Below are 13,439 nucleotides of genomic sequence, written 5' to 3'. Positions count from 1 at the left end.
GAAGTGCGTTATTAATAGTTCTGGTAGTATAAGCTTTAATAGGTCCAAAGATAATTCCAATGCCGATCGTTTTCTTGCAAAGATCGGACTCCTATTTCAATTCACACACAACTTTTGGGATTGATTCCATTTGTTCCGGGGTCATGTCTTTCATATCGTCTCTAGGACCTCTCTCTCGCTCTGGTTTTTGTGCCATGGCGGTTATACCTGCCATTAATACAACTAATACAACTAATTTTTTCATATGATTTAATTTTTATACTGTTTTGTATATAGGACAATACAAGGGTAGATTGGTTTAAAGAGTACAATAGATTTAGCGCAATTTTAACAGTATGGGCAAAACCCTTAGGAGAATAATTTTGGCCCGTAGCGTTTGGGGTAATTTAAATTTTTAATGAATCAGTGACCGCTGGGTTCAAAATAAAAAAAGGGCATAAACCTAGGTTTATGCCCTTTTTAAAAACAAATTATTGGATTATTGTTATGGGATATTCAAGAAATCATTTCCTGAGTTTTCGGCCAAGGCGTCAATATTGCCTTTGGATTTTTCTATTGAGATTAATTCTCTTTCAGAAGTAGTATCGCTGGATAGATTGTTATAAACTAACGCGGATATTAAAAAACATATAAAATATAAAAGACTTTTTATTTTGTAGGACATAGATTTGGGGATTTTAATTATGCTCCTAAGATAAATATTCTATGAACTCGACTTTAGCGAATGTTGTGAAACGCACCTAAAATTGTTGTAAAAAGCCAGATAGATGTGGTAGAAATTTTGAAATAAAAGTGGATATCGTTTTATTCCAGGATTTTGTCCAGTTTTGCTACTTTAGAGTCTATATCCAGATTATTGGATTGTAGTTGAATGACTTCTGCAGATTCACGATTGTTTTTATTGTCGAATTCGGGCTCCAAGGCGTAGTATAAAACGGCCGATGCCACAAAACAGACTAGATACAATAAGCTTTTTATTTTATAAGACATAGATTGGGGGGGTGTTAATCATGGTCTCAATGTAGGAATAATATTAAATGGGGAAAAAGATTTAATGTTAAAATTTACATTATATCGATAAAACGCATCCATTCAACGGATAAATCTGTGATTTGGGAATAAAACAGGGCTGCTTTAATAAGTAGCCCTGTAAACAATGTTAATTGGTTGTTCGTGCCATTTTAGGTAAACTCATTAATATAATCAGATTAATTATTGGGGTCCAATATTAAATTTATCCTTTCTACAGCATCCTGCAAATGATATTTGCTCATAGAATCTGTAGTTCTAGAAATTGCGTTCTTTAAATCTCTTCTAAGGATAGTTAATTCCGCTCTTGCAATGGATCTTATATCGGACTGACCGGTGTTAATTGGGGTTGACTTTTGGTACCCACTAGAATTTTTCTTTTGTGTTACACTTTCAGCGGTCATCAAGTAGGCCAATCTTTCAATATGCGCTTTTTGTAGATTTCTTCTATAGGTGTCAATTGTATTCCCATTATGTGTTTCGGACCATAGACCCTTTCTGAGGTCGGACATCATTTCTAATATGGAGTATGCATCCTTGCCATTGGCAGTTTCGTTCTCGATTAATCTAGCTAGTTTGCCCAAACTTAAAATATTGTCCAAAGTCCTAACCTGTAGTCCCCTAATGCGTTCTATAGAGCCAGAATATTCGATTTTATTAAAAATGTCCGGTACGATTAACCATTCTGGTGTTTGGAATAACTGTTCCTGTACAAACAGTAAACAATTTTTTTGATGTTCCTTCTCTACAGGAGTATAAACGGCCCCTTCCTGATCATAGGTCTTATAGACTTCATAGACCCCGCCAATGTTATTGCTAACATGCCCCATGTATCGGTTGAATTGGGAAATTACTTGGCCGTACAAAGTGCTTAAATCATCGTATTCCTTACCTTTTTCTGCCGTCCATTCTATAAGCTTTGGGGTTATACGTTTTAAATTTTCAATACCGTAAGTACTGGCTTTGATAGCATTGTCCCCTAAATCTTCGGTCTGGGAACTTGGGTCAACTACATCTCCTACTTGCTGATGACCAAATCGGTATAGCGGATCTCCTGAATGTTCTAAAATCCAACTATCCAAAGTTTCTTTCTCCTCCTTATCGGATTTGTCCAATATGGGACGGTAACCCCAACTAATGGCATATTTGTCATATATCCCAATATCTGGCATTAGGGCAACACCATCGTCCCCTGGTTGGGCAATGTAGTTAAATCTAGCGTAATCCATAATGGATGGTGCCGTACCATATTTTTTTGTAAAGGAAGCGGAGCGGAGGGAATCTACTGGATAAGCCACACTGCTGCCCATATTGTGGGGCAAACCTAGGGTATGTCCAACTTCATGGGAAGATACAAATCTAATTAGGCGGCCCATCACCTCTTCCTTAAAGGCCACTCCCCTTGCATCTGGATTGATTGCGGCCGTTTGTACAAAAAACCAGTTTCTTAATAGGGTCATTACATTATGGTACCAGTTGATATCCGATTCCAATATTTCGCCGGTTCTAGGGTCACTAACATGAGGTCCGTTGGCATTGGGAATAGGTGATGCCAAATAACGAACAACGGAGTAACGTACATCCTCAGGTGACCATTCCGGGTCCTCCTCGGCAGACGGGGGGTCTTTCGCTAAAATTGCATTTTTAAAGCCCGCAGCTTCAAAAGCAATCTGCCAATCCTCTATTCCTTGTTTTATGAAGGGAACCCAACTTTTTGGGGTAGCCCTATCTACATAATAAACTATAGGCTTTTTGGGCTCAACAAGCTCTCCATTTTTAAATTTTTCAATATCCTCATCCTTCACCTCTAGTCTCCAACGATCAAGGAAGCGCACAGTCTTACTTTCCTGGGCATCCAAGCCATAATCTACCTGCCCACGGGCAAACCAACCCACACGCTTGTCATAGTATCGGCGTTGCATAGGTTCTTCTGGGAGCAATATCATGGAATTGTTTATTTCAATTGAAATAGACCCCAAACTTTCATTGGATGGGGCGTTGCTAGCTACATAGGTCTTTACATGTCTTGCCTCAATATTTAATGGGTAACTTTTGAGGGTGTTTATGTAACTCCTGGATTCATCCAGACGGGAAACCTTATATTCCTTGCGATAATATTCCGGCATCCCTAAGGCATTTACATCCTTTTCAAAAAGATCGTTGACTTGTACAACCGTGGCGGGTTTCAGGCTATCCTTTTTAAAGGCCTTGATGTCAAATGTATATAAGACGGGTTCAAAATTTGAATTAACCACGGCTTCACTTACGGGTAGTGAATCTGCAGCAACAATGTCGTAGCTAACCACCCTTAACAAAACTTTTTTGGATAACTTTTCCCACCTTAAGACCTTGGTGTTTATTTTTCCTCCTCCAAATCCAATACCGGTAGCAGTTTTGGAAATTCGGCTCACCATTAGCATTTCCTTATTGAACAAAGAGTCTGGTATTTCGTAATAATGATTCTCATCTACCACATGGACATCAAAAAGGCCCTTGTCCGTTATTGCGTCTTTGGTGATTACTTTTTCATAGGATTCAATTTTTTCCTTTTTGGATTTTTCTTTAGAATCTGCCTCTTCGGATTTTTTGTCTTTCTTCTTAAAGATTTGGGCCTCGGTAGTGTGGAAGCAGCCTATTAGTAAAAATACAAATAACGCTTTCGCGAATAAATTTTTAAACATATACCTCACAATATTGATGAATTCTGGATTTTTTTCAAAGAACTAAAAAATATTTAACTATTGGAAGTGGATTGGGATAATTGCCCAATTGTAATATAATTAACGAAATCTTCTGTATTTGTTAGTCTTAAGGGGTTGATTTTTGATTTTTTAGGACCTTAGGATAAATTTTTTAAAATTATCTGTAACACTTTTACTTTTAAGAAGTCTAATTAATAGAGAATACCTTTTTATAGATTATTTGAATCAGGCAAGTGTAAAGCCTTTGTGAGAGCAAAGGCTTTACTTTTGTTAGGTCTTTCCTGAATGGTTTTGAAATATTGAACTTTTAGAATTAGAAGAGTAGGGGGATTACGAATTGGAACAACAGAATTAACAGTACTACAGAGATGAGGTTGAGAATTATTCCTACCCTGGCCATTTGATACACCTTTATATAGCCACTTGCAAATACGATGGCATTGGGTGGTGTGGCCATAGGTAACATAAAGGCGCAGCTACTGGCTATGGTAACTGGAATCAATAGGTAAAGTATAGGTATATCAAGCCCTATAGCGATACCCGCCACCACTGGAGCAAGAACAGCGACCAAGGCCACATTGCTCATCAATTCTGTCATGAATAACATTAATGTAATTAGCAGGGCTACAGTAAAAAATATACTGATATTACTAGTTGAAATGGTATTTGCCACAACATCTACTATGCCGCTCGTAGACATACCTTCGGCCAAGGCCAATCCTCCCCCAAAAAGTATTAGAATTCCCCAGGCCAATTTTTCAGTGTCGTTCCACCCAATTATGAACTCGCCCTTTTTTAGGTTAAATGGGATTGCGAATAGGGCAATTGCAGCCATCATACTTATAATAGTGTCCGATAATCCTAAAGTCGGGAATATCCCGTTGATCAGGGTTCTAAAAATCCACAGGAAAACGGTAATACCAAAGATTACGAGTACCATTTTTTCTTTCTTGGTGGTTGGTCCCAATTTTTTTAATTCTTCCTGAATAATCTGTTTGGAGCCCGTAAATTTTAATTGTTTATTGGGGAATAACCATTTTACAAGGACCAGATAACTAATGGTGACCATGATAATTGAAAAGGGTAAGCCAATAACCATCCATTTAAGAAATGAGATTTCAATATTGTATTCGTTTTCCAGCAAACCAATTAAAATAGAATTGGGAGGGGTCCCAATAACAGTGGCTATGCCGCCAGCATTTGCAGAAAAAGCAATCCCCAACATAACGTTTAGGGCAAAATTGCGATCATCTTTGGTAAAACCATCTGCATCATTAACCAATAGTCCAATAACGGACATAGCAATAGGGAGCATAACAACTGTGCTTGCCGTATTGCTTATCCACATGCTTAAGGCTGCCGTAGCGATCATAAATCCCAAAATTACCTTGTTAGGTGTTGTTCCCGTAATTTTTATAATATTGAGCGCAATACGCTTATGTAAATTCACTTTTTCCAAGGCCAGAGCCATGACAAAGCCACCAAAAAAAAGAAAAATAATAGGGCTTCCATAATTTGCACCCACCTCGCTGATGGGCATTATCTTAAGTAAAGGAAACAGAATTAGAGGCAATAGTGCTGCCACGGAAATGGAAACAGCTTCGGTAATCCACCAAATCACCATCCAAACGGCCACTGCGATTACGGCATCGCCTTTTTCGGAAACAAGGGAAATGGGTAGATTTAAAAGAATAAAAAATAATAGGGGACCTAAAATTAGCCCCAATTTTTTGCCTAAATCCATACGGGAGGTTTATGGTCTTCTAAACTAGGTTATTTCCCGCAGTTATAAAAATCAAAATTATAGGGTTATTTATGGTTTTACCACTATGATTCCAATTAATTAAAGATAGACTCCAAGGAGATTAAATTTAAGTCTTTATCCACTACGCCATATAAAATTTTCACAACGGATAGATCACCTAAGTTGATGATCGTATCCGTGGTGCGGTACCCAGCAACGAAAAACAGATTATTGTTTATTTCCAATAAATCCGGTATAAAATTTCCATTGTACTTCAGCTTTCCAATCTCTGTTCCGTTGGGGTCGTATTTTCGCAAATAGCCATCCCCGGTTGAGATTACAAAGGTGTCTCCCAAAGAAATCATGGCTTGGATGTCATTATCGATATTAAAATAATGGGAGGCTATGAGCCTTCCATCCGGCTTGGAAACGGTAAGTTCCCCATTGCCATAAGTAGCTAAATTTCCATTGGACAATTGTATTATGTGATAGGCCCCATTTAAATGGTTAACTTCAGTGATATGTGTGCCTAACACAGTATGGGCATATACCACTGTTTTGGTTGCGGCTAAATCATGGTCAAAGAATATAAGTGATGGACTATAATTTGTAATATTTGGCGCTGTAATATTCTTGTCGAACGTTCCTCCAAAGGCCACATAGCCATCCCCGGTCTTTATCATATCCGCCAGCTTTGCATTATTATATCCTATAGTTTTAAATTGAACATCAAAGGCATCGCCATTGGCATTTCTTTTTTCAATTACGGCTTTATAAATCCCGTTATCCTTTTGTGTTCCGTAGAATATTGAATTCACATCTTCTTTCAAGTATCCGTAAAGGTATTTGGTGGCAGAATTTACGGTAGACATTAGTAGCCACGTGTTATTTAGGGTTATTTCTTGAGATCCGTATAATTCTGGTAGTGTTCGGGAAAAATGGATGTTCTTATTGCCATTGCCCTGAAAATTCACAAAACCATGTCCAGTGTTAAATTGCTTGTCTGCAATGTAAACGGAAGAAGGTATTAGAGTGTTATCCAGTTCTTTATAATAGAATTTGGGTATAGTGAGGCCAACCAGGTCCTCAGATTTTTCCAAATAGTAAATATTGCCGTTCTGAGGATTTATGCCTATCCCTATAGGTAGACCATTCAATCCCAAAGAAATATCAGGGAAGTGGTAATAGGATTCCAAAGGGGTCTCTACAAAAACGGTATGGCTAAAGGTTTTACTATGTCTTTGGTCGTCATAGGTTACAAGGGTTATGGTGAAATTTCCTCCTTCCTCAAAGGTTATAGAGGGGCTTTCCTGATTACTGATTTCATTATTGCCAAAATCATAGGAATAAATCACAGCATCTTTGGAGCAATTGGTCAACTGTAAGGATTCGCCAACGGTTAAAGTATCCTTGCTTACGGTAAAGCAAGCTGTTAAAATTGTTTCAAGCTCGGGATTGATGACATCGGTCTTTGCATCCTTGGTACAAGAAACTACAATAATTGAAATTAAAATAAGCGAGTAAATGTTTTTCACACTATTATGATTTGTAATCCTAATAGTATTAACGTCCTGCCGTTACTGTTGTTTCAATATTTCGTTGTAATCAGGAGTTTAAACGGTGAAAACAACAAGTTGGTTGCCAAATCAATAAACAATGGAATCAGTAGCTATTTTGGGCAATTCATAACCTCCGTAATCCATAAATAATTCTCCTTCTTTTGGCTTGTCCGTTTGATCCGGTTTTTTAATAGAGGTGTTAAACAGGTATACAGTCTGTAATTTTTGGAACCTTTTTAAATGGGCTAGATGGATCTCCTCAAAATTGGTGCCCATAAGGTTTAGATTTCTTAGGTATTCAAGTTTTTCCAAGCTTTCAATGTTTTTACCTGTTATGCCAGTATTGTCCATCTTTAGTACGGTAAGGTTGGGCAGGCTGCTTAATTTTTCAAAAATGGCATCTGTAATCTGTGTTTCCCCAAGATCTAGATAAACAATCTGATTTTTAACAGGGGAGAGTAGGTCCATATCCTTATCAGAAAAAGATGGTTTGTTAATGCAGGACACTCTAATAAAATTATTTTCCTCACTAACCCTTTCTATATGAAAGCCTTTTTTCTTTATAGCTGAAATAGTATCTGCAGGAACTTCGGCCACCTCTAAATCAGGATAGGTGTCGTCCTTTGCCTTTGGAAAAAAGGCTTTGAACATTTCTTTTTTTAATCCCAGTTCACCTATACTCTTGTCGAATGAATTTTTGTGGACTATCCAGGTTTTTATAATTTCTATCTCCTCTTTGGAGAGCTGGGTCTTATCCTTAGGAGGCATATGATCTTCATGCTCCAATGGCAATATTAATCTAGCATAGAGAGCACTGTTTTCCGGATCGCTTGGTGCTATTACCTCTCCGTCCTCTCCTCCCTTAAGAATGCCATTCTCCTCCTCCAATTGTAATTCGCCCTTTTCTTTTTTGGCATTATGGCAGCTTACGCACCTATTGTTCAATATGGGCTGTACCAGGTCTGTATAGAGTATGGCTTCTTCCCAATTTTCTTCCTCAATAGTAGGCATTTCATATACTTTTGGGCCAACTCCCAATAGCGTTTTAATGCTGTTTGGCAGCGGTTCAATAAGGTAGTCGGATCCATGGGTGATATTCCCCCCAAGATGCCCGGTAAACGATATTAAAAAAAGTAATGAGAAAGAGAACATTACTACAGGTAACCGCATAAGGAACTCCAATTTTAAAGGAGCAGCCAGTCGCAAATACATCAACAAAGAAAATATGGCGGTGGTTATGCCCAACCATAAATGAAATTTTACCGTATCAAAGGAGTATCCCTCGCCTGTATATAGTAGGTACCCACTTATGCACGCTATGGTTGCGGAAATAAATGCCCATTGAAATATTATACCAATTATTTTGGTCCATGCATGGTTTTTTCTGTCATACCATTGCAGTAATAGGCCAGTAATAATAAAACCAATAGGTAAATGAACTACTAGGGGGTGTAAACGCCCAATTAATTGTTGAATAACTTCCATTAATTAACTATTTATTCAAATTTAGACGTTGTTTTAGGGTGTTCGTCATGGCCAGAAGTCTTGGCCTTCTTAAAGAGGGCATGCTAAGACAATTTATTTCCCCGATCGGTTTGAAAAAACGTGACCTTTTGTTGTCCATAAGAGAATAATGAAAATCCGAAAGAATGATAAATAATTGCATTGCATTGTATTGTTTTGGCTGGTTGGTTTTTAGGCAAGTATTTCGTTTATTACATGTCCTTCAACATCTGTAAGGCGGAAGGGTCTTCCTTGAAAATTATAAGTAAATTTTTCGTGATTAAATCCCAGTAAGTGCATCATGGTGGCATGTACATCATGAACGGAGACTTGGCCTTCCAAGGCAGAAAAGCCTATCTCATCGGTCACTCCCCAACTGGCACCTTTTTTTATGCCGCCACCGGCCATCCACATAGTAAAGGCGTCGCCGTGGTGGTCTCTACCTTTATATGCCATTTCCTGTCCTTCCCTGTTTTCCTGCATTGGAGTCCGGCCGAACTCGCCTCCCCATACCACCAAGGTCTCATCCAGTAACCCCCTTTGTTTAAGATCCAAGAGTAGCGCGGACATGGGTCTGTCTATTTCTGAACATTTATTTCTTAGCCCTAGGTCCACGGCTGTATCATGACCTGTACCATGGCTATCCCATCCCCAATCGAACAATTGTACAAAACGTACCCCATCCTCGACGAGTTTTCTAGCCAAAAGACAGTTGTTGGCAAAAGATTCCTTTCCTGGTTGCACCCCGTACATTTCTTTGATATGTTCAGGTTCATTATTGATGTTCATAACCTCGGGTACCGCGGTCTGCATGCGATAGGCCATTTCATACTGGTTGATCCTTGCCAGAATTTCGGGATCCGAATATTGATTAAATTCTTCCTTGTTGATGCTGTTTATAGCATCAATGGTACTTTTCTTAAGATTACGGGTAATGCCTTTGGGATCGTCTATATAAAGCACCGGATCTCCTTTGGACCTACACTGTACCCCTTGGTATACTGATGGTAAAAAACCACTTCCCCAAACACTCTTTCCTGCATCCGGTGTTTTGCCGCCTGAGGTGAGTACTACAAAGCCGGGTAAATTCTGATTTTCGGAACCTAGGCCGTAAGTGACCCAGGACCCTATACTTGGTCTGCCCAATCTAGGGCTCCCCGTATGCATGAACAATTGGGCAGGACCGTGGTTAAATTGGTCGGTGTTTACAGCCTTAAGAAAGGCAACCTCATCTACTACCTTGGAAAAGTGGGGCAAAAAGTTGGAGACCCAATTGCCCGATTCCCCATGTTGCTTAAATTCTGCCTGGGGCCCCAAAAGCTTAGGTGTTCCCCTAATAAATGCGAATTTTTTTCCTTCTAACATCGATTGTGGTGTGACCTGTCCGTCCAGTTTTTGAAGGGTAGGTTTATAATCGAACATTTCGAGTTGTGATGGTGCCCCGGCCATGTGCAGGTAAATAACCGATTTTACCTTGGCAGGGAAAGGGGGTGCCATCGAAGCCAAAGGATTTATATCCCTTTCGGTTAGGGCAATTTTTCCTTTTTCATTGTTGCCAAGAAAGGAATTACAGGACATAAAGAAGGAGCCAAGGGCCAAACCACCCATACCGGCAACGCAATCTTTAATGAAATGCCGACGGGTCTTTGCTTGAATTTCCCGCTGTAACTTTTCTTTTAATAATCGGTCTAAACTGTTCATAACTATGATTTTGTTAAAAACTCATCCAAGTTCATAATAGCATTGGCCACTACGGTCAATGCCGCTAAATTGGCGTTGGCATCGGCCTCATATGGAATGAATTCCTTTATGTTTTTCGGTGTATCCTTGAAATTGGATAGTGAAATGTTGTATAATTCTTTTAAAGCGCTTAGTTTCTCGTCACTAATGTCTGCCAATACCGCCTTCTTGTAGCCCTGCCGTATGCTTGTGTCCACATTGTTGCCCTGGTCCATAATTTTGGCCAAATGATAGGCAGTTTCCAGATATACGGGGTCGTTAAGGGTAACCAAAGCTTGTAATGGAGTATTGGTTATCGTCCGGCGTACCGTTGATACTTCCCTGCTTCCTGCATCAAAAGTCAGGAAAGAGGGATATGGACTGGTTCTTTTTAGATAGGTGTAAAGGGCTTTTCGGTATTTGTCCTCACCTTGACTTTCCACCCAATTGCCACCGTTATAAACTGTTTGCCAAATACCATCTGGTTGTGGGGGCATTACACTTGGTCCGTACATTTTGGTGCTCAATAGCCCCGAAACGGCCAGGGCCTGATCGCGTATTTGTTCCGCAGCTAAGCGTACTCTTGGGCCGCGTGCATATAGTCTGTTTTCTGGATCTAAATTGTATAATTTGGCATTGTTCTTGGAACTTTGCCTGTAAGTACCAGACATTACAATGTCTTTTACCAAAGCTTTAATGCTCCAATTATGTTCGTTCATTAATCTTAATGCTAGCCAGTCCAATAATTCCGGGTGCGATGGTGGATCGGATTGGGAACCCATATCCTCCAGAGAAGCAACTATGCCCCGCCCATAAATTTGCTGCCAAACCCTATTGACCAAGGTACGTGCCGTTAGCGGATTCTCTTTGCTTACCATCCATTTGGAGAACCCTAATCTATTTTTTGGCCATGCATCGTTCCATGCATTGAGGCTTTGGGGAGTTTTGGGTTCAACGCTATCCGTTTTCATAAGCCAATTGCCTCTTTCAAAAACCTGAGTGGTTCTTTTTCGATAATCGGGATTTTCCACAATAATAGGTAATGTAGTGGTGGCTGTGTTCACCAACTCCATAAACTCCGCATCCATTTCGGAATAGCCAGTGTTATTATCAGCTTTAATTTCAGGAAGAAAAGCAAACCACGAAATGTAACTGGTAGGACTTTTGGAGGAGACCTTGTCGTTATTGGCCTCTATGTATAGGTTTAATTTTTCATTACTTTTTTTGAATGGGAACTTTTGGATAACCCTTCCGTTTGTTTTGTTGGTTGTGAATTGGGCCAAAATTTCCCCTTCCACATTATCGCGTCTTATGGTTACTTTGGTTCCATCTATTCCAGAGGAATATTTTAGATATATAAAGGCTGCACCTTGGGTATATACCTCATCGAGGTAACAGGAGCCATTGTCCCGTAACGCAAGCCATTTGGTATCCGCTAAATTGCCATTGGTGTAATTCTTGGCCGAGTGGGCATGGTAAATAGGTTCTGAATATTGTAGAAAATTGTTATAAACTTCTGCAACTTCCTTGTTCTCATGTTTAGCGATCCATTCATAAATCCCAGCGACTTTCTTTTGTTGCTCCTCGTCGTAAAATTTTAAATTTGGCTCATCCTCTGAAGTGTCCTCGTCCCTGGTATTGTTAAAAAACGCCATTAAATTGTAGTATTCCCTGTTTTTAAAGGGATCATAGGTATGGCTATGGCATTGAACGCAGCCGATTGTGGTGCTTTGCCATACCTCAAAGGTAGTGTTCACCCTATCAATTAGGGAAGCAACCCTAAATTCCTCATCATCTGTTCCTCCTTCATCGTTGTTCATGGTGTTTCTATGGAAGGCAGTCGCGATAAGTTGATCTGTAGAAGGGTTGGGTAACAGGTCGCCTGCCAATTGCTCAATAGTAAATTGATCATAGGGCATATCGTTGTTTAGAGCCCTAATTACCCAATCACGATATTGCCACATAGACCTTCCCATATCTTTTTCGTACCCCTTGGTGTCTGCATAGCGGGCTTGATCCAACCACCAGCTGGCCCACTTTTCACCATATGCATCTCCTGACAACAGTTCATCCACCATATTTTCATAGGTGATTTTTCCCGAGGTAAAATCAGTAAATAAGGCTTCGTCTGGAGGAAGTCCGCCAATATCCATGGCAAGCCTTCTCGCTATGACGTTAGGTTCCGCAGCTGGACTCGGTTCCAAATCATTATTTTCAAGGGTTCGTAAAATAAAGTGGTCAATTTCGTTTTTAATAAACCCTTCCGAATCACTTGAAGAGATACCAGCAGATTGCGTTGCTTCCGGAATTTCTACTTTTTCCGGTAAGGTATAGGCCCAATGCTTGCCCCATTTGGCGCCTTGATCTACCCATTTGGTCAATAGTTCTATATCCTCTTTTGAAAGTTTTGATTTTTTATAGGGCATGCGTAATTCCGGGTCATCTTCCTTTAACCTCTGAATAAAAGGGCTTTTGGCCGCGTTACCTGGAATTATGGCAGGAACTCCAGATTCAGTATTGGCATAGGCTTCTTCCTGGAACAAAAGACTAAAACCACCACTTTTTTTAACCCCACCGTGACAAGTAATACAGTTCTTGTTCAGGATCGGTTTTATATCCGCACTATAATCTACCTCATCCGAAGGTTTAAGAATGTTCCAAACGGAAATTATAAGTATAATGATACCGATAAATAAAAGGCCATATGATACTTTCTTTTTCACGCTATTATTTTTAAGTGTTTGTTCAATAATAATTGTTTTGAATTCTTGGCATTAGTGCTAACCCAGGGTAAAGCAATATAAAGCAGTTAATTTAATTGATTCAAAAAGAATAATAATACTGCCTAATAAAATTATGAGCAACCAACTTTAACCCAATTGTCAATACTTTTTCACCTTACAGGCTTGTGAATGTTAGCATTAGTTCCCCAATAATCAATTCGTTTTACGATACTTATATCTGGGACATCCAAAATGCAACATTTTAGTATAACAATACGGTGATATTTTCAGCAATTATATGGGAAATAAACCCCATTCGCGTTCAAATACCAGTCATTTTAGGATATTTTCTATTAATACCACATAATATTTAGCCTAAATTTAATTTATATTAGATCAATAGCCCTATAAAAGTATGAAATTGCTAAGGTATTGTCAACCCAAAATTATTCTAGGGAGG

At 39.3% G+C, this 13,439-nt stretch carries 9 protein-coding genes; all 9 read right to left on the bottom strand.

What is annotated here, in order from left to right:
- Positions 1-91: 91 nt before the first annotated feature.
- Positions 92-244 (bottom strand): hypothetical protein, encoded by a 153-nt coding sequence (locus CWD90_RS23130; RefSeq protein ID WP_157941296.1) that lies wholly within the window; start codon positions 242-244, stop codon positions 92-94.
- 240 nt (positions 245-484) lie between these two features.
- Positions 485-664 carry a hypothetical protein gene (locus CWD90_RS21700; RefSeq protein ID WP_103478155.1) on the bottom strand — a complete coding sequence of 60 codons (180 nt, stop codon included), beginning with the start codon at positions 662-664 and terminating at the stop codon, positions 485-487.
- Positions 665-804: 140 nt separating this feature from the next.
- Positions 805-990 (bottom strand): hypothetical protein, encoded by a 186-nt coding sequence (locus CWD90_RS21695; protein ID WP_103478154.1) that lies wholly within the window; start codon positions 988-990, stop codon positions 805-807.
- Between the two features lie 218 nt (positions 991-1,208).
- Positions 1,209-3,710, bottom strand: a complete 2,502-nt coding sequence (locus tag CWD90_RS21690; RefSeq protein ID WP_103478153.1) for a zinc-dependent metalloprotease — start codon at positions 3,708-3,710, stop codon at positions 1,209-1,211.
- Positions 3,711-4,044: 334 nt separating this feature from the next.
- Positions 4,045-5,475 carry an SLC13 family permease gene (locus CWD90_RS21685; RefSeq protein ID WP_103478152.1) on the bottom strand — a complete coding sequence of 477 codons (1,431 nt, stop codon included), beginning with the start codon at positions 5,473-5,475 and terminating at the stop codon, positions 4,045-4,047.
- A gap of 95 nt (positions 5,476-5,570) precedes the next feature.
- A complete protein-coding gene (locus CWD90_RS21680; RefSeq protein ID WP_103478151.1) occupies positions 5,571-7,010 on the bottom strand; it encodes a PKD domain-containing protein in 1,440 nt (479 codons plus the stop codon).
- A gap of 111 nt (positions 7,011-7,121) precedes the next feature.
- Complete coding sequence (locus tag CWD90_RS21675) at positions 7,122-8,519, bottom strand: c-type cytochrome domain-containing protein (RefSeq protein ID WP_103478150.1); 1,398 nt, start codon at positions 8,517-8,519, stop codon at positions 7,122-7,124.
- A gap of 210 nt (positions 8,520-8,729) precedes the next feature.
- Positions 8,730-10,238 (bottom strand): DUF1501 domain-containing protein, encoded by a 1,509-nt coding sequence (locus CWD90_RS21670; protein ID WP_103478149.1) that lies wholly within the window; start codon positions 10,236-10,238, stop codon positions 8,730-8,732.
- Between the two features lie 2 nt (positions 10,239-10,240).
- On the bottom strand, positions 10,241-12,979 hold the full coding sequence (locus CWD90_RS21665; RefSeq protein WP_103478148.1) for a PSD1 and planctomycete cytochrome C domain-containing protein: 2,739 nt from the start codon (positions 12,977-12,979) through the stop codon (positions 10,241-10,243).
- Positions 12,980-13,439 lie beyond the last annotated feature (460 nt).

It is taken from the genome of Arenibacter catalasegens (assembly GCF_002909235.1).
Taxonomy (GTDB): Bacteria; Bacteroidota; Bacteroidia; order Flavobacteriales; family Flavobacteriaceae; genus Arenibacter; species Arenibacter catalasegens.
Note: the sequence above shows the minus strand (reverse complement) of the source record. Positions and strands in the feature narration are given on the sequence as shown.

Excerpts from the sequence above, each read along its gene's own strand:
- CWD90_RS23130 (WP_157941296.1), bottom strand. The coding sequence starts at position 244 with ATGAAAAAATTAGTTGTATTAGTTGTATTAATGGCAGGTATAACCGCC.
- CWD90_RS21700 (WP_103478155.1), bottom strand. The coding sequence starts at position 664 with ATGTCCTACAAAATAAAAAGTCTTTTATATTTTATATGTTTTTTAATA.
- CWD90_RS21695 (WP_103478154.1), bottom strand. The coding sequence starts at position 990 with ATGTCTTATAAAATAAAAAGCTTATTGTATCTAGTCTGTTTTGTGGCA.
- CWD90_RS21690 (WP_103478153.1), bottom strand. The coding sequence starts at position 3,710 with ATGTTTAAAAATTTATTCGCGAAAGCGTTATTTGTATTTTTACTAATA.
- CWD90_RS21685 (WP_103478152.1), bottom strand. The coding sequence starts at position 5,475 with ATGGATTTAGGCAAAAAATTGGGGCTAATTTTAGGTCCCCTATTATTT.
- CWD90_RS21675 (WP_103478150.1), bottom strand. The coding sequence starts at position 8,519 with ATGGAAGTTATTCAACAATTAATTGGGCGTTTACACCCCCTAGTAGTT.
- CWD90_RS21670 (WP_103478149.1), bottom strand. The coding sequence starts at position 10,238 with ATGAACAGTTTAGACCGATTATTAAAAGAAAAGTTACAGCGGGAAATT.